Source organism: Neisseria montereyensis, from assembly GCF_024834045.1.
Lineage (GTDB): Bacteria > Pseudomonadota > Gammaproteobacteria > Burkholderiales > Neisseriaceae > Neisseria > Neisseria montereyensis.
The window spans coordinates 61,402-77,086 of sequence record NZ_JANUXW010000007.1; the positions used below are offsets into that span (position 1 = coordinate 61,402).

Genomic DNA, 15,685 nt, shown 5'->3' on the forward strand with positions numbered 1-15,685 from the left:
CGGCGATTTTAACGGGGGTTTAACGGGGGGGTATAAGCAAAGGTAAGGGGTAAAGATACCCATAAGACAAAACGCGCTAAAAAGCGCGTTTTTGTCGTTTTTTGGTTTCAGGCGGTTTTGTAACGTGGGTCGGCTTGCAAAGCGGCCGTTAAATCGGACTTATAGGGTTTAAGGGAATCCAGCTTATCCACCGCCTCGTCCACCCATTGACAGGCTTGTCGGTATTCGGCGGAGGGCAGGTGCGAAAAGGGCATGATGCTGCCGAAAAACATACCGGTAAAGCAGCCTGCATAGTCTTTATCAGGATTGTTGTCATCGCGCCAATTATCCATAAAAAGCGGCTCTAGATAATCGTATAAGTCCACTACGGCCGCACGGCTCATATCAAAACAGTTACCATTGCTAATTGTTAATCCAAACGGGACGCTCATTTTTTATCCCCCAATATCAAAGTGATTTTATTACGTTGTTCTTCTGGTAATGATACCACATAGGTAATAACCTTGGCGCGATTGAGGGCATTGAGCGGGCGTAAATCCAACGGCACAATATCGGCTTTTTTCAAGTGCCTTTGGATATTTCCTGCAACGTCATCCCACATTTTACTAACGTGGATATTAAATCCGTTAATTTTGTATTCATTGGATAGGTCTGCCGTAAACATAAAATCCAATGTCGGCCATGTTTCAGGTGTGCCGTCAGTCACCACCATAAAATCGGGTGGATTCTTATTGGGTAAATCGTATCGCTCCAATTTCACACCATAAGCCTGCTGCCATAGGGCAGCGGCTTCGGCCTCATGCAGGTTTTGTTTTTTCTGTGCACCATCTTCTAGCAAACGTGCAATTTCTGATTTATCAGCCTTCAATCCCCCAAAACCGGTCACCGAAACCCCTACAGGACGCATCTTCGCACTCAAATAAGTTTCACGCTGGTCGATCATCTTATCTAAAGCATCAGAGCCGTGCCGCTCACCAAACAGCCTCTGCAATGCACCTACACGGTCGCCGTGGTTGTGCGCAAAGCTTGGTGTAATATCGGCGGGGATCGTTACTGTCTGCCCCGTGCGGGGGTTGGTAAATTCTATGGTTTTGATATCAGGGTTGTCATCAATGCGACCCTGCTTATATGCCTCTTTTTGTGCATCGGTAAAGCTGTCGGGGTCTTTGTCGATATCTTCACCGCGTTCGCGCAGAGCTTGGGCTTTGGTGAGTTGGCGCACACCGCACAAGCAGCCGTAACCGTTGGGCGGGAAAATCGTATGCCACAAATCGTGCTCAACCGGCAAAATTAAATTGTAGTAAGGTTTATGCGCCTCGCGCTTGTGCGTAGCCGCACTGGGGATATATTTCAAATACGGCAGGGCCGTCTTCCGGTTTCGTACCCGCGCCCATTGCCCGGCGGCGTAGCTGGTTTGCAAGTTGGTATGAAAAATCGTGCGCAGGCGGCGGGTACTGCCCAGTTGCACGACTTTCGGCACACCGTCCACCGGGTCGGTCATCACCGATTCGCCCCACCAGCCTTTGGCCATTAAATAGGGTTTTAAACGTTGTTTAAACTCGGCAAAAGTTGTGCCGTTTTGCATGGCATCGGTTAACGCCGCCTGTACGTCCGCCAGCATATCCTTATCCATCATCTTGGCAACGGTAAAGGCGACGGCATGCTCATACAGCCATACGTCGTAATGGCTAAACCCGGGCAGCAATTTCTTACTTTTCAGAAACCCCAAGGCAGCACGGTCAATCAGGCTGTTAAAGCTCAACTCCATTATTTACCGTCCTCAAGGCCGTCTGAAAAACCACGCACACTCTCGCCGACCAATTTATCGACAATCGCCATATCGCCGTCGCTCAAGTCCATCTTACTTAAGGATGTTTCAAACTCGGCATAGCTTTCTGCCGCCTGTAATGCACTTAATATCATCTGCATTTTAGGCTGCATTAAGGCTTGGTCTGACTTCAAAAGCGGCGATTCTTGACCGTTTTGGCCGTCTGCAAGTTTCAGGGCAAGTGTTGCCTTTGCGCCTTGCTGCGCTTGGTCAACAATTTCAAAATGTTCGGGCTCAAACCCTAACACTTGCGTAAAATAGTCTTGCGTAAAGCGCACCATACCCGAATCAGCGTAAATTTTATCGCGTTCCGCTCGCGCCTTATCAATTTTGATTTCTTCGATGAACTCAAACCACAAGCCGCCTTGCTGTTTAATTTCAACGCCCCACACGGCATTAACGGCCACCATTGCATCAATGGCGTGCTGTATTGCCAACGATAGCAGGCTCAAATAAGCCTCAATGCGGTCTTGACGGGTGTTTTCTTCGGTTTCTTGGGCCGCCCGGCTGCCGTTTGCCATGTCGGATATTTTTACACGTCCAAGTAATGCCTTTTGAATACGGGCGTTTGCCATACGCTCCAGCTTTTCAAAGCCCTCGCCATTCGCCGAGTTGGTGAGCATCTCCACGCTATCATCGGCATCTACGGTAATCGCACCGCCCGAAATGAATGAAAACAATTTGCGAACAAAGCCTTGCGCATCGCCGGAAACCTTGCCGACCATATAAGGCTGGGCATAACGCTTGATAAATTGGTGTGCATATAAAAAGCCGTTTTTGCGCATGGATACGGCAGGATAAAGCCGGGCAACGGCCATCTCACCGGCTGGGTTTTTGGCGGTGGCGCGGTTAACCAATAGCAGATTCATTACCTGCGTGTCCAACTGCTCCTCGCCTATGTCTGCCCGATATATCAACACTCCGCCACGCTTGGGCGTATAGCGGTCTAGCTCGTCTCGACGGTCGGCAATGTAATCAAGCACAATCAAACCGTCTGCTTCACGGCGGTAGATATAACGACCTACCGCATAACCGTTGAGCCGTGCAGTCAAAACCAGCTCAACAAATGCGGCCAAGTTTTTGCGTATCACCCGATAGATGCGGTCAAGCTGGGTATCATCGGTACCGTCGCCATACAACCGCCATCCGCTCGCCATCATTGCCGTGCGCAAATCCTCTTTGCATGACTCCACCTCATCATCGGAATTTACAGCTGCAAAAACTTGCTCGCGACTCAACCCAAGACGGTCTAAAAGCTCGTCCGAGCTTTCTGCGCTAGCCATAAAACCATCCAGCGCATAAGCGGTGTCTGTAACCAACGCATCAATGTGTCTTTGAGCTTTGCTCTTGGTTAATCCAAACATATTTACACCTTTAGTAAATCAGTCATAGGTAGGCTCCGGCAAATTAATCGGTATAGATCTATCCGCCTTATTGCCGCTCACGGCCAACATCCACAACATATGCAGAGCATCGGGGCCGTCGTCATGATCAGCATTAGGAAAATACCGCAACTGCTCGATTAGCTCGCGCTGCTCTTGCCTAAACTTAATCAATCCGTTGGCAATATGCGGTTGCAGGCTCTCAATACGCAGCAGCTTATCGCTGGCCGGCTTAATGCCTCTGGCAGGCACAGGGCAACCGGCACGGGCGGAACGTTTAACCAGTTCATCCTTAAAAAATTCTTGAAACTGAACCGTTTCAACCGCCCACACTTGGCATTGATATTCTTTTTGCAACTTAATCGTGTCCTCAATGATTAAGTCGGGTACTCGGCGTTTTATTTTTGCGACCTCTACAAACAAAATACCGGTGCTTTTTTGATAGCCGCCCACCAAAATGGCAGAGGGGTCACGGCTCTTGCTACTCTTACCCAACGACGGGTCAACTGCGCCATACATCACCACATCGTGCGGTAGGCTGGCAAAGTAGCAACTGTCTAAATAATCGGCAAAGGGGGAGTCTTCGCCGCTGGCGGGGTCGTTTTGGTATTCGCAGGCAAATGAGTGCGGGCCGATTTTGGCGCGTTTTTTCATAAGCTCCAAAATACCGCGTGCTGCCCAAGAGGTAACCGCGCCGGCTTCCATTTCGGCTTTGTTTTGCGTGTAAAACCGCATTGCCGCCTCTTCGCCGTAATTCCGCCAAATGGTTTCCCACTCCTCCCACAAGTCCATATTGTCCGGCCAGCGTTTGATAGCCTTAAACAAACGGGAGTGCCAAAACTTATTACTTAGTGTTCGGGCAAGCACGCTGTCATGATGCAGTATGGTGCCGATATAGATAATGTCGTACTTCTTGCCCACGCCGCCCAACGGCTCTATGGTTTTTTCAAGCCATGATTGGAGCTTTTTGCGTTGTTCCGGGTTATGTACCTGTTCGTCGTTTTCGATATCATCGAGGACGCATAAATCAGGGCGGTAGGGGCCGTGGCGCATACCACGCAGCTTTTTGCCGCTACCGGCCACCTGCACTTTGGTGTTATTGGCCGTTACAATCGTACCGGCCTGCCATACACGGCCAGCCCCCGCAGCAGCCGGAAAATCAGCAGCAATACGCGGGTTAAACTCCAACTCGGCTTTAATGGTTTCCAGCATCGGATATGCTTGGTCGATACTGTCCATCACAATCACGGCGTAGTGCGTCTGCCCCGTCACAATCCGCCAAAGGGTATAGAGTTGAGTAACCAGCGTCGATTTAGCTTCACCACGGGGGGCGGCAATGGCTTCCGAGCGGCTTTCTTTGCTTGCCGCTACTATTGGCAGCCGCTCAAACAAATACTCGTGCAATTCCGATTTGCTGCCACTACTGATGTAATGTGGGAAATAGTTGTTTACAAAGTATTCATATCCGTGAACCGGGTCTAATACCGCTTGACGGCGACGTAGGATATCGGCAGGTTTAGTGGGAAATCCCTCAACCTCTGCTTCAATTAGACGGCGCAACTGGCCTGCATAATCCACCAGCTCGCGCCTAAACTCTTTGCTTTTTAACGGCGACTTTAAACGCATGTTATTAGCCTATTTGTAATAATGGATCACCGGCTTTTTAAGCGGGCGGGGGTCAACTTTGAAACAAAATGGCAACGGCTCACCCGTTTTCATTTCGTGCGCGGCGCTCATTGCATAAAAAAACTGGTCTGCCAACCAAAACAGCCATGCCAATTTATAACGGGGCGCAACGGCAGGGGCATCATCGGGGTTTTGCCAATTACTAATCCAAATCGGGCAAAACAAATACCAGCCCTTATGCGTGTATTTAACCTCTATCATCATTCAGACGGCCTCAACTACTGAAGCGCCGTTGCAATTCGGGCGCAAACATCTCAATCAACTCAATAAAATCCATTGCCACGGCCGGGCGATTTTCGCGGATAAAATCGCCAAAGGCTTTAATGGTTTCCATCGCCACTGCCAATTCGCTTATTTCGGGCATCATCCTACGGTTGGCCGCCACGGTTTTGGTAAATGCATCAGCAAGACTGGCCAGCAGTTTTGCCCGTTCGGATGGGGGCAGTTTTTCCGTGTCTTCTTCTTGCAACATGGTCATGGTGTTGTTGTACTGCATCAAAAAACCAGCCAACATCGCGCGACTTAAATCCTCAATACCACCCCCGGCCAAGGTATAGGCCGCCCGTAGCTTATCCCAATCATCGCCTTTTGCTTTGGCTGCTTTTTTCCAATTTCTTGCGGTCGCCTGCGGTACCTCACACATCATTGCCGCCGTCTCTAAGGTTTGGCTGCCTGATACATACAGTTGTCGCAGCTTCTCGCGGGTCTCTTGCGAGTGCGCCATTAGTTACCACCAATCCCTAATTTAATCTTAATCAACTCAAAACCCGCCGCCACTGTCATGCCGCCCAAGCCGCCATATAAAGCAGCGGTTTTACGGCACTCTTTACGGATTTCTTTGATTTCTTCGTCCATAGCCTGTTGGTTTTCTAATATTTGTTCCTGCTTGGATTCGATTCTAAGCAGGGCTTCCATCACGGGGTCTTTACGGTTGTAATCCATTATTTGTCTGCCTTTCGGTCAAGTTTGTCGGATAGCTTATCTAGCTTGTTTTCAACTCGCGTTAAAAACGCCATCACGGTTTTTTGGTCGGCCTCTGCGTCTTGTTTGCTGTGGTACTTAAGTTGGACTTGGTGCAGCTCTCGGCGCAGCTCTTCCCGGTCTTTTTCGGCCTCTTTCAGACGGCCTGATATGCCATTAACCCAAAACCAACCGGCAGCAGTTGCAAGCCCCCACAAAGCCTTAAAACCAAACTCAAAATCAATAGGATTCATTCGGCGCTCCCAAACATCACCCGGCAGCCATACCCCGTACGGCGGCAGGATACCTGCAACGTAGCCGACAAATTATCCACGGTAAAATCCACATCAAATCGCTCGGATAACGCTTGTTTAATGGCTTGATACTGGTGTTTATATCCAACCAATCCAGTGTCGACGCAAAATGTCACGCCAAAGTCCTTATCCATACTCACCCGATAATCCCAACTGGTATCGTCCAGCGTACGGGCTACATGCTGCACAAATGACTGTTGCTCGCGTGCTTTGGCCAATCCCATCTCAAGCCCGGCAAACTTAACCGACAACACACGGGATACCATATCTTGATAATTCATTTCGCATTACTCCAGTTGTCAACTCTAGGTTGACGACTCACACCAGCCCAATCACGCCAAGCCGTGTTTTGGTTTTCCAATTCCGCCACATAGCCGCCAAACTCGACCGCATGCTCCAAGATGGCCGCAACCGTGCCGTTTTGGGGCGGTTCCGGGCGCACCGGCGGCACCATTAGGGCAGCCGGCGGCGCAGGCATAACCGGCACATCAATGGTCTTAATCGGCGTATCCGAGGGCGCGGCGGTACTGCCGCAGGCTGTTAGGGCCAAACCCGTTAATACACTCACCAATATCAGTCTTGTCTTGCTCGATTGCATGATTAATCCCTGTCTTGTGTTGCTGCTTAAGCCGATATACATTGGCTTGCGCCCGTGCCAATTGCGCACCTACCGCCTGCGTTTTGGCTGTCTGATCATCTTTGGCTTGCTGCACCTGTTTTAGCTGCTCTATGTAGGCATTGGCCGACGCCAGCAGCGCCGCATTTTTGTCTTTTTCGGCCTTGTCAATCACAAGCTGTTGCTCGTTATAGGCCGTCTGAAAACCACTGCGGTAGGCAAGCCATAAGGCCGCCCCCAGCAGTATGGCAATAACAAGATGCGGCAGATATTTAATCCACTTTATCGGCATCATCCGTCTCCAAGGCTTGCCGTTTAACACTCACAAATGCCCGTGCTACGGCGTAACCGCCCACAATACCCAAATACACCGCCCAAATTTCCGCCGATGGTTCCGGCAGCGTCACAAACTTATAAGTACCCGCCGCACAAGCTATATTGGCCCATACCTTAGAGTGGCTAAGTTTGCCCGTTGCCGGATTGCGCAAAATATCCAATACCGCCATGATTAGCGACCTTTGTGTTTGCGGCGTTGGTGCGCTCTATATCTACGCGCTTTGCCTGCCGCACGCTTGGCCGCCGCCACACCTGATTGGCGATTAGGACGGGGATAATCGGCCAACGGTCGGATATTAGGCAGTCTGGTAACCGCCTGTGCCACTTGCTCATCGCTGGGATTATTACCAAGAAGCATTAATACAAAATACATGGCAGCCGCTTTGATATTTTTTAAGATGCTCATACCTTGGCCACTCCCAATTCTTCCGCGATGGCCGTGGCAATGGCACGGCAAATCACCCACTTGCGCTCTTTAAACAGCTTTAAATCATTGTCATTGCTGATAAAAAACGGCTCAAAAATAATGCCGCCCGCGCGTGCATACGCCAATCGGCTATGCTGTCCGGCGTTGTCAGGCTTAAAACCCTTGTCACCGCGCAAACGCCAATTGGTCACACTGGCCACTGCTTGGCTTAATACTTGGCACCAATGCTTGTTTTGCGGCAGGCTTAGGGCTTCAATTCCGGTGGCCGTTTTATTCGAAGCCGCATTGGTATGAAATTCAACCGCAACAGTGCCGCCCTTAATTAATTTAACCGCCTCGCGCAGCGGCATATTGCCCTTGCCCTCGCCATCGGTGCGCACGGTAAGGCCATAATCATTACGCAAGATGTGCGCCGTAATATTGCGCATGTCTTGCGCCATATCTGCCTCACGGTCGCTGCCATTAATCGCGCCCGGGTCGGTATTGCTATGCCCGGCAGTCAATACAATAATTTTGCCCATACACATCCTTTTAATGTCTGTTTAAATAACGTGTTAAGGCCTAAATTTTAAAAAAATGCCGTATGAAAACCGGATACACCTATTTCACCTCAAAACAAAAACCCCCGAATAAATCGGGGGTTGGTGTTTTCAGGCGGCCTCAAATCAACGCCATCTGAGGGCTTGCATCAATATCCGTCTGTTTGGCGATATACCAGATTTGGCGGTCGGTTAAATTATACTCAACGGCAATCTTACGCACTGCTTCAGGCATTGAGTAACTACCACGCATTGTTAAATCATCAATTTGGGCACGGATTTTGCGGTTTCTTACCTCGCGCAAAGCATCTTGGCATTTCGGCACCCACAAAAACCGCTGCTTTCCAAAGAGCCGCCCGATTTTAAGGGCGTTTTCCTCACCAATTTCCTCTGCTAGGTTTGCGTGTAGGATTTTGCCGTTACGGGTTTTATTCATCCCCACGGGTAGGCTGGTGCCGCCCCAACGCTTAATCATGCGGTAGGCGGCATCCGCCCCCACCACCTGTATCAAATCAATTGCCCCATCCGGCAGCAGGTGGCGGACGTTATCAAATTCTTGCTCCGTTAAGCTCCAAGCCATATCAGGCCTCTTTCTTTTTGCGGTTGGCGGCAATCTGCAACGCCGCCACCAACTTATGCATATTCCCGTGTGAAAGCCACTGCACACGGTCAACCCCAAACATCCGCTTGGCCATCGCATGAGCATAATTCCACGGCAAATTGCCCTCTGCGAGTAGGGCTGCAATTTTGCGCATCATCGGGTCGGCATCGCTGCGACAGTTCGGCCGCTTGCCGTATTGATTGACTTGCGGCCGGAAACCCATGCGCTGCATCTCGGCAATTACTTTATCAAGTTCGCCCTCGGTCATTTTGGTGCACGAGTTTTTACCCGTTATCCGCATCAACATTGCACGATAGGCATCATCGGCCATATTAAGCTCTTTTTGGGCTATCTTGATTTTGGCAATCATGGCGTTTCTTGATGTTTTCATGGCAAACCCTAAAATACTATATATTGCGGTATTTTATCATTTTTTATATATTTTTCTACTATATTTTGTATTTATGCCATTAATATTTTTAATAAAAAATACCCCGCCATTAAAGCGGGGTTGTTTTTTTTCAGACGGCCTTATTTAAATCTGCCCGTCGTTATCTTTTTCTATTATCGCTGCATAATCCGACAGCACCAATAATAGATTGCCTAATTGCTCGGCCGTTATCCCTTTGATGTTTTCACATTGCATCACGGCATAGCCCAAAAATTCCAAGCCGTTGGCCAGTTGGTTTAATCTAAACTCGTTATTCATTGTTTATTCCCCCAAGCTTAAAGATTGTTGAGCTGCAAAAAATTCGGCATTCTGGCGGCGGCGAAGATTGCCGAGTTTCCCAAATGCAGACAAGCGCGGGTCGGGGCGGTATTCGGTTAGGCCGCAGGCGGCCAGTCTTTTTAGATTGCGGCGCACGGTACGGGCGGAACGGTTAGTAAGGGCGCGCATTTCGCTCATCTCAAGCCCGACGTTGTGATAAAAGGCCAGTCTTACAAATTTCGGGGCATGGATAGCCAATTCTTGTTTCAGGGCTTCATTTTGTTGTTGCAACAGGGCAACGTCGCCGCCTTTGTTGACTTCGGCTTCCAGCGCGTTAAACGCGGCAATATATTTTTCTTTCCATTGTGCCGCCTGCGTGCCTGTAAAGCCCATACACAAGAAAACAAATCCGTCTCGGGTGATTTCGTAGGCAGGCATGATCTTTCCTTGAGAAGTTTTATAAGAGGTGGGCGCAAAATTGCGCTCTCTAAACTCTTGTGAACATTCTAAATTTTCTATTGCTCGTAAAATATCTTTGTGTTTTCGGTTGAAGTGATTAGAAATAGCTAGGGAAGTAGTGATTAAGCGGTTACCGGAATGGCGCACCAAAGGTTGAGAGTTCATTTCTTTGTTCCTTTTTGAGAGGATATTTGAAAATTTGCCCGTAAAGGGCGGCCAAGTGCTCAAAACCGTACAAAGAAACGGCGGAGTTATTCCCCTTTCGGGTATTGTATTCCTCGCACACTCGGCCATAAGGCTGTGATTCGGGCGGCCTGAACAGGCCATCCGAAATGATAGGCATAAAAAATCCGCGCTATCGGGGCGTTATGTCCGTCTTTGTATTCAAGGTGTTTTGAGCACCTAAAAATACAATACGGCAAACGCATAATAATTGCAACTGTTTTTGCGCCGATTATTTGAAATAATTACCGCTTGTTAAGAAAAATCCACAAAACCACAAATGGAGCTAGAAAAATTATGGCAAAAAATGCAACTCTGATTTGGTTTGAAATTGAAGCTTCCTTCAAAACAGCGAATAATACCCATGTGACAAACCCTATGCCTGCCCATTTCAGATATGGTAAAGCAGACATTTTCATGTTTGTTTTTGCTACCTTATGCGGGCTTTCGAGCGGTTGATCTGCCAGTATTTGAGCTTTCAGTTTTCCCTTATGCGCGGTAGGCTCAACAGGAATGGTCGGCGTAATAGGGGAAGTGATTTCAAGTTTTTTACTTCTGTCCCATTCGGCAGATACCCAAGCAGAATCACCCGGGAAGAACGGCGGTAATGATTTCAGGCCGCCTTTCCCATCTTCGGCAGTATGGTAACCGCCCATCATCAGATAAGCCATTTCCCTTTCGTCTTCGTTTTGAATATAAATGCTGTAATTGAATGAAAGCGATCTTTTATCGTTTCTTTCAATTAGGCCGTTACTGCTTGCCCTCGCAGCAATATCGTGTACCAAAGTTTCGCATTTTGCTATAAATCTTGCTTGCCGATACTTTTCTTCGCGTTCTTCTAAAACGGCATTTATATCCGTTTTAAAATCCTGTAAATCTGCTTCAGCGCAAATCTTTTCAATGATTTCCGCCTTGCGGGTAGGCAGCTTGGCAATGCTTTTTTGCTTCGCCATTTTTTTGATTTCAGGGATAGTAAGCGTTTCTAAAAATTCTTTTAATGTTTCAGCAGCCTTCGGCTTTTTATCCAAAAACCAGTACGCACTTGGCCTAATATCGTATTTTTCGCAAAATCCGATGCACTTATCAAAATCCACCCATTCAAAATCTTGGTAATCCAACAGTTCCGCTAATGCTTTTGCAGCGGTTTGCGAATCTTGTATATTGCACAATAGTTTGTGTACTGCGCCTGTTTTAAATAAAACAGGGTTTAAGCTGTAAGCATCAACCAGTTCGTTTACCGCCTGTTTTTGGTAATTTTTTATTTTCGTCATAACCAAACCCCTTTGTTAAAAAGGTTTAAATTATACTTAAAACCACAAACTGAAGCCGGCTTATTGAATAAATCGGCTTGGATTTGGGGTTTTCAGACGGCCTTTATTGCTGATTCCAGCCGCCTAAGTATCCCAGCAGCTCGGTTAACATATCCGTTAGGTAACGGGTCATAATGATTTGTGATGTATACCAAAAATTATAGCCATCACATCCATCTCTTTCGGGTAACTCTGTCAGCACATCCAAATATTTAATGCTTTTCAGGGTCATTTTATCCGTTAAAACAAAATCTAACCCATGCCATTGTAGGTTCATTTCCGCAACGGTCATGCCGTTGCGGGCGTGCTGTACCACATCGTTATCGGTCAAATCCTTATCCTTGATTTTAATCACAGGGGCAATATCGCCGCTTCCGCGTAGCACAATATCGGAGCCAATTTTAAAATTACCTTGCGCCTCACCTGCAAGTAACCAGTTAGTCATCAGGCTTGATGGTGATTGCCGTGTAACAGGCTGTTTAGCTTCCAATCCACCCAATGCTTCTCGCAGTTTTGCCAACATCTTTTCGGCTTTGTTTGGTGCAGCATTGTCTATCAACAACCAGCCATCGGTCAGGATTGCATGAGTACGGCTGCTCCGTGTTAGGGCACGCGGCAACAGGTCGTCGATAATTTTCTCTTTAAGCTCTCGCTTCTCTTTACTGCCTACATCGCGCCCTTCGGCATTTTTGATGTTATTAATTTTTTCTTCTAAAATTTCTTTGATTGCTGCCGATGGTAATACCTTTTCTTCTCGTTTCAGCGCAACCAAATAATGGCCGTCGGCATCAGCCACCGCCATGTCTGTATAGGGTGTCGGCTGTGTGAACCCCTCTGCAAACCAATCCAAGCCCAAGCAGGGGCCAAACCAACTACCCCCAAGCATTTCATCCAATTGTTTTTTTTCTGGTTTTTTCGGCATTGGATATGCTGTTAATTGTTTAAACCACATAATATTTTCCTTTATTCAGATAACGTAATAAAAAGCGGGCAAATGCCCGCTTGGTTAGTGCTTGGTTTTCGGCTCAGGGCAGAACACTCCAGCCATAAATTCATTAACAACGATTGCCATTTCTTCCGCTGGCGTGCGATCTTCGGATTTTTCCGGCATTGGGCGGTTACTTTTACACTCAAATGACACGCCATTAACGTGGTCTTTGATGATAATTTTGATTTCGGCCATTACGCAAACTCCTGATGATGCGGTTTAATTTCAAAAAATTCCTTCCCCGTCACGATTTTGATGCCGGGCACGGGGTTTTGCGCAAAAAACTCCGGCTCATTAAGCACGGCATCCTTGTTAACCTCACGTTTAACGCGAACAAACCGTTGCAAATCCGGATTGGACTCTAGCAAGGCCAGCACCGCATCCATGCCGCTCACCGTGCATCTAGGCGGATTATTGCGCCATCTGATAATGCCGGTATTCAGCTCGGCAAATTTCACTTTGCCGCCGTCTGTCAATACGGCGCGGTTGGCTTCCGCCCAAGCATGCACACCGGCTTCAATTGACTGCATCTCATCCTTAATTGGCGTGATTTGCTCATCCGCAGCCTTTTGCAATTCGGCCACCTTGTCATTATGGTCGGCCTCGATGCGGTCAATCTCGCGCTGTAAATCGCCTAGGCGTTTGATTTGTTCGGCCGCCGCGTCACGGTCTTGTACAGCCACTACTAATGCTTCTTTCTTGATTCTTTTGGGTTTAGCCATTTTGGTTTCCTTTCAGCTTAAGGCATTAATAACAATGTGTTGATAGAGACGGTTTTTAGTACCCTCTTGGTCTGCATCAGCATCTTTTTTTATATCTTCAGCAATCCCAGCAAGTAAGTAGGCTGCTAATTCTTGTAATGAGGAGTCTTTATCAACTGATATTAACGGGACTTTGATCTGCAAATTCCCTCCCTCATCTTCTTTGATAATAATTTTATATTTCTTCATTTTTTGCCTTTCTGCCTTGCGGCATAAATCCGTCTACACTCATCCACCGACCGACTGCGCGGCCCGTGTATCCAATCCCGCTGCATACAAGGCGCTTTAGCTAGGGCGGCATTGATTTGCGCCATAACCTGTTTAGCGGCTGCTTTTTGGGCGGGTGTCGGCTGGTGGCGGTATTCCAGCTTCAGCCGCTCCGGACGGGGCGGCATACAGTCTAGTAAGTCGCTTGGTGACGGCCAACGTTTGGCCTGCCCCGACAACACGACAAAGGCCGTCTGAATACGCTTGATATCTTGCGCCTCATCCCACTGCTTGCCATGCGCCAGTGCTACGCTCCATGCTTGGGCGGTAGCCTGCACGGTATCCACCGCAGGCGTACCCGTTAGGCGTAGCGCAAGCAACATGGTTAAGCCGTCCACTACCGCGTTGTGCAGGTTGTCGGGTAGCTCTTTCATTTTTGCGCCCCTTTCTTGGCCGCTTGCAACATACTAGCGGCGGTTAATGTTTGGCTGGCAGGGCGGGCACTTCCAGCCGCTTCAGGGGGCGAGACGGCAGCGGTGGTAGCCGGTCGCCAATGGCTGATAATCTCGTATAGATAGCCGTGCGACTTAAGGGGTGTTTTCAGACGGCCACCATCCCGTGCCTCAACCGCCGCCCCAAAGCCATACAGCCATGCTCCCGGCGGGGCGGGGTAGACAACACCGTCTCTGCTGATTTGCCCGGCCTTAATATCCGGCAGCAGCTCACCCAGCAACTTGGCGGTGCGCGCAAAGGTTAGTTGGCTCTTGGCCGGTCTAAACAAGCCCACATAACGCACCGCCGCCTTGCCTATGGCCGCATCAAACTCCAATACCGCCTTAATCAGATCAGCCGCCCCGTCGTTGCCGATTAAGCTGTCAAGGCTATGCACGGCACCACAGTTTGGGCATTTGATATTCATTTCATTTTGCCTCCCAATCTTCTCTGGCATCGTCTATCGCAACGCTAAACTCTGCCCCGCCTCGTTTAACCAACCATTCCAACCGATTGCTATCCCCCAAGGCTTCGGCAATTTGTTTGTCTGTAAATTTTTTTGCTTCCATCATTTGCTCCTATACAATCTGTTTAAGCTGCTCTCCAGCATTCATGGCATGGTTTAGCTGCGCTTTTTTACCCTCTTGGCCGCCCAAAAATCGGTCAATATTTGCTGCCTGTTTAGCATGGCTGCCGGGGTTTATTTCTCGCGTTTTTTCGTTCCTTAGGTTCAATTTCTGCCCAAATTGCTGCAATAACGTACGTTCACGTTCTCCGTTGGCAAACTTATCCACCTTTCCATACACGCTCAAAATCCAGCCCTTACAAAATTCATCGGCGCGGTATGTCTTGTTTTTGGCCAACCGTACACGTTTGAGTGCCGTGGCTATATACTCTTTGCGGGCGGTTTTAACTTGACGCAGTAACACTTCATAGCCGTAGGCTGCTAGCGCGGCTTTGTTGTCGATACCGTAATAATGGATTCTTGGGTCGCGCCAAGTGCCGCCGAGATACCACTCACAGCCAAATGCGCTCGCAACTACATTGGCCAACATTACCTGCCAGCCCGGTATATTTTGGGCAGTTTTGCATGTGCAGATATGCTCGCGGATATCTAAGAGCGCTATGTCGTCATCATTGATGCTATATTTACGCATTAATGCTTGTGCCTGCTTCAATGCCAGCGCTGCTTCGTGCTCATTCGCACTTTGGCTCAAGGCCAAGCATTTTTTAATGCGGTTCAACACTTTTTCTTTATCCATCACACACCTCTATTCGCCAAATATTCTTCACGCGCCAAATCAATCGTTTCGCACACCGTTGGCGCTGATGCCGTACAAACAGCATCCGTATCAATCTCAACCGTCATGAGCGGGTTTTGGCCATCTTGCTTGCTAATCCCAAAACTGCCCAAATCCTCAAGCCAATCAAGCCTAAATGAGTCGTATAACTCTTGTTTTTCAAGGTTCACGATGCGGGCTGAGGCATGCGATAACAGCAGCCGTAATGCTGCCGGTGTTTCCGGGTCTTCCGCCGCTTTAATTAAGTTTTCCACCAAGTTCATTTTTATATTTCCTTTATTTTCAATTGTTTATATTTTCATTAAGGCAAAAAAATTATTGCCCTAGTAATTTAGATGCCGCCCTCATACCCAGCCAAGCGCCGGCTAATGCCGTGCTCCAAAATATAGCCAGCAACAACAGCCACCACTTAATCACCCACATGGCCGTTTTTATTTTGAGCTTCATTTACTGCTCCCGTATGTATTGTGTTATCGCCAAACTTGGCATTGATTGCCCTCAATGCCGCCGCTAATCTTGCCTGCTTTTGCCGCTTGCCTATTGCATA

The 15,685-nt window shown here is 48.4% G+C and carries 29 protein-coding genes; all 29 read right to left on the reverse strand.

The features are described from left to right. Positions 1 to 107: 107 nt before the first annotated feature. Positions 108 to 431 carry a hypothetical protein gene (locus NXS09_RS08045; RefSeq protein WP_259292034.1) on the reverse strand — a complete coding sequence of 108 codons (324 nt, stop codon included), beginning with the start codon at positions 429 to 431 and terminating at the stop codon, positions 108 to 110. After that, a complete protein-coding gene (locus NXS09_RS08050; RefSeq protein ID WP_259292035.1) occupies positions 428 to 1,768 on the reverse strand; it encodes a phage minor head protein in 1,341 nt (446 codons plus the stop codon). The genes NXS09_RS08045 and NXS09_RS08050 overlap by 4 nt, the downstream gene beginning before the upstream one ends. Beyond that, the gene (locus NXS09_RS08055) at positions 1,768 to 3,192 is read right to left on the reverse strand and encodes a phage portal protein family protein (RefSeq protein WP_259292036.1); all 1,425 of its coding nucleotides are present in this window, start codon (positions 3,190 to 3,192) and stop codon (positions 1,768 to 1,770) included. Before NXS09_RS08055 ends, NXS09_RS08050 begins: the two co-directional genes overlap by 1 nt. An 18-nt stretch (positions 3,193 to 3,210) precedes the next feature. Continuing rightward, positions 3,211 to 4,836 (reverse strand): phage terminase large subunit, encoded by a 1,626-nt coding sequence (gene terL, locus NXS09_RS08060; RefSeq protein WP_259292037.1) that lies wholly within the window; start codon positions 4,834 to 4,836, stop codon positions 3,211 to 3,213. Positions 4,837 to 4,845: 9 nt separating this feature from the next. Further along, positions 4,846 to 5,100 carry a hypothetical protein gene (locus NXS09_RS08065; RefSeq protein ID WP_259292038.1) on the reverse strand — a complete coding sequence of 85 codons (255 nt, stop codon included), beginning with the start codon at positions 5,098 to 5,100 and terminating at the stop codon, positions 4,846 to 4,848. A 10-nt stretch (positions 5,101 to 5,110) separates the two neighbouring features. Beyond that, a complete protein-coding gene (locus tag NXS09_RS08070; protein WP_259292039.1) occupies positions 5,111 to 5,620 on the reverse strand; it encodes a DUF1804 family protein in 510 nt (169 codons plus the stop codon). Continuing rightward, positions 5,620 to 5,838, reverse strand: coding sequence for a hypothetical protein (locus NXS09_RS08075; protein WP_259292040.1), 219 nt, complete (start codon positions 5,836 to 5,838; stop codon positions 5,620 to 5,622). The genes NXS09_RS08070 and NXS09_RS08075 overlap by 1 nt, the downstream gene beginning before the upstream one ends. Beyond that, positions 5,838 to 6,101, reverse strand: a complete 264-nt coding sequence (locus NXS09_RS08080) for a hypothetical protein (protein WP_259292090.1) — start codon at positions 6,099 to 6,101, stop codon at positions 5,838 to 5,840. The genes NXS09_RS08075 and NXS09_RS08080 overlap by 1 nt, the downstream gene beginning before the upstream one ends. 5 nt (positions 6,102 to 6,106) lie before the next feature. Further along, a complete protein-coding gene (locus NXS09_RS08085) occupies positions 6,107 to 6,451 on the reverse strand; it encodes a hypothetical protein (RefSeq protein WP_259292041.1) in 345 nt (114 codons plus the stop codon). Next, positions 6,448 to 6,768: a hypothetical protein gene (locus tag NXS09_RS08090; RefSeq protein ID WP_259292042.1), complete on the reverse strand. Its 321-nt coding sequence runs from the start codon at positions 6,766 to 6,768 to the stop codon at positions 6,448 to 6,450. Before NXS09_RS08090 ends, NXS09_RS08085 begins: the two co-directional genes overlap by 4 nt. Further along, on the reverse strand, positions 6,668 to 7,078 hold the full coding sequence (locus NXS09_RS08095) for a SirB2 family protein (RefSeq protein WP_259292043.1): 411 nt from the start codon (positions 7,076 to 7,078) through the stop codon (positions 6,668 to 6,670). The genes NXS09_RS08090 and NXS09_RS08095 overlap by 101 nt, the downstream gene beginning before the upstream one ends. Beyond that, positions 7,059 to 7,292, reverse strand: a complete 234-nt coding sequence (locus NXS09_RS08100) for a hypothetical protein (protein ID WP_259292044.1) — start codon at positions 7,290 to 7,292, stop codon at positions 7,059 to 7,061. The genes NXS09_RS08095 and NXS09_RS08100 overlap by 20 nt, the downstream gene beginning before the upstream one ends. 2 nt (positions 7,293 to 7,294) lie before the next feature. Then, positions 7,295 to 7,528, reverse strand: a complete 234-nt coding sequence (locus tag NXS09_RS08105) for a hypothetical protein (protein ID WP_259292045.1) — start codon at positions 7,526 to 7,528, stop codon at positions 7,295 to 7,297. Beyond that, on the reverse strand, positions 7,525 to 8,070 hold the full coding sequence (locus NXS09_RS08110) for an N-acetylmuramoyl-L-alanine amidase (protein ID WP_259292046.1): 546 nt from the start codon (positions 8,068 to 8,070) through the stop codon (positions 7,525 to 7,527). Before NXS09_RS08110 ends, NXS09_RS08105 begins: the two co-directional genes overlap by 4 nt. Positions 8,071 to 8,209: 139 nt before the next feature. Beyond that, positions 8,210 to 8,668 (reverse strand): Mor transcription activator family protein, encoded by a 459-nt coding sequence (locus NXS09_RS08115; RefSeq protein ID WP_259292047.1) that lies wholly within the window; start codon positions 8,666 to 8,668, stop codon positions 8,210 to 8,212. A gap of 1 nt (position 8,669) precedes the next feature. Further along, positions 8,670 to 9,080, reverse strand: coding sequence for a gp16 family protein (locus NXS09_RS08120; protein WP_259292048.1), 411 nt, complete (start codon positions 9,078 to 9,080; stop codon positions 8,670 to 8,672). Between the two features lie 144 nt (positions 9,081 to 9,224). Further along, positions 9,225 to 9,398, reverse strand: coding sequence for a DNA polymerase III (locus NXS09_RS08125; protein WP_259292049.1), 174 nt, complete (start codon positions 9,396 to 9,398; stop codon positions 9,225 to 9,227). Between the two features lie 3 nt (positions 9,399 to 9,401). After that, the gene (locus NXS09_RS08130) at positions 9,402 to 10,022 is read right to left on the reverse strand and encodes a Rha family transcriptional regulator (protein ID WP_259292050.1); all 621 of its coding nucleotides are present in this window, start codon (positions 10,020 to 10,022) and stop codon (positions 9,402 to 9,404) included. A 302-nt stretch (positions 10,023 to 10,324) separates the two neighbouring features. Next, positions 10,325 to 11,197 carry a hypothetical protein gene (locus NXS09_RS08135; RefSeq protein ID WP_259292051.1) on the reverse strand — a complete coding sequence of 291 codons (873 nt, stop codon included), beginning with the start codon at positions 11,195 to 11,197 and terminating at the stop codon, positions 10,325 to 10,327. 256 nt (positions 11,198 to 11,453) lie between these two features. Continuing rightward, the gene (locus NXS09_RS08140) at positions 11,454 to 12,341 is read right to left on the reverse strand and encodes a recombination-associated protein RdgC (RefSeq protein WP_259292052.1); all 888 of its coding nucleotides are present in this window, start codon (positions 12,339 to 12,341) and stop codon (positions 11,454 to 11,456) included. A 54-nt stretch (positions 12,342 to 12,395) separates the two neighbouring features. After that, positions 12,396 to 12,572, reverse strand: coding sequence for a hypothetical protein (locus NXS09_RS08145; protein WP_259292053.1), 177 nt, complete (start codon positions 12,570 to 12,572; stop codon positions 12,396 to 12,398). Next, the gene (locus NXS09_RS08150; protein ID WP_259292054.1) at positions 12,572 to 13,099 is read right to left on the reverse strand and encodes a host-nuclease inhibitor Gam family protein; all 528 of its coding nucleotides are present in this window, start codon (positions 13,097 to 13,099) and stop codon (positions 12,572 to 12,574) included. Before NXS09_RS08150 ends, NXS09_RS08145 begins: the two co-directional genes overlap by 1 nt. Positions 13,100 to 13,111: 12 nt before the next feature. Continuing rightward, on the reverse strand, positions 13,112 to 13,327 hold the full coding sequence (locus NXS09_RS08155) for a hypothetical protein (protein ID WP_259292055.1): 216 nt from the start codon (positions 13,325 to 13,327) through the stop codon (positions 13,112 to 13,114). Next, entirely contained in the window at positions 13,324 to 13,779 is a 456-nt protein-coding gene (locus tag NXS09_RS08160) for a hypothetical protein (protein WP_259292056.1), read from the reverse strand. Before NXS09_RS08160 ends, NXS09_RS08155 begins: the two co-directional genes overlap by 4 nt. Continuing rightward, positions 13,776 to 14,264 carry an HI_1489 N-terminal domain-containing protein gene (locus NXS09_RS08165; RefSeq protein WP_259292057.1) on the reverse strand — a complete coding sequence of 163 codons (489 nt, stop codon included), beginning with the start codon at positions 14,262 to 14,264 and terminating at the stop codon, positions 13,776 to 13,778. Before NXS09_RS08165 ends, NXS09_RS08160 begins: the two co-directional genes overlap by 4 nt. A gap of 1 nt (position 14,265) precedes the next feature. After that, positions 14,266 to 14,406 carry a hypothetical protein gene (locus tag NXS09_RS08170; protein WP_259292058.1) on the reverse strand — a complete coding sequence of 47 codons (141 nt, stop codon included), beginning with the start codon at positions 14,404 to 14,406 and terminating at the stop codon, positions 14,266 to 14,268. A gap of 9 nt (positions 14,407 to 14,415) precedes the next feature. Next, a complete protein-coding gene (locus NXS09_RS08175; RefSeq protein ID WP_259292059.1) occupies positions 14,416 to 15,099 on the reverse strand; it encodes a DUF2786 domain-containing protein in 684 nt (227 codons plus the stop codon). After that, the gene (locus tag NXS09_RS08180) at positions 15,099 to 15,401 is read right to left on the reverse strand and encodes a hypothetical protein (RefSeq protein WP_259292060.1); all 303 of its coding nucleotides are present in this window, start codon (positions 15,399 to 15,401) and stop codon (positions 15,099 to 15,101) included. Before NXS09_RS08180 ends, NXS09_RS08175 begins: the two co-directional genes overlap by 1 nt. 52 nt (positions 15,402 to 15,453) lie before the next feature. Then, positions 15,454 to 15,585, reverse strand: coding sequence for a hypothetical protein (locus tag NXS09_RS08185; protein WP_259292061.1), 132 nt, complete (start codon positions 15,583 to 15,585; stop codon positions 15,454 to 15,456). Between the last annotated feature and the right edge of the window lie 100 nt (positions 15,586 to 15,685).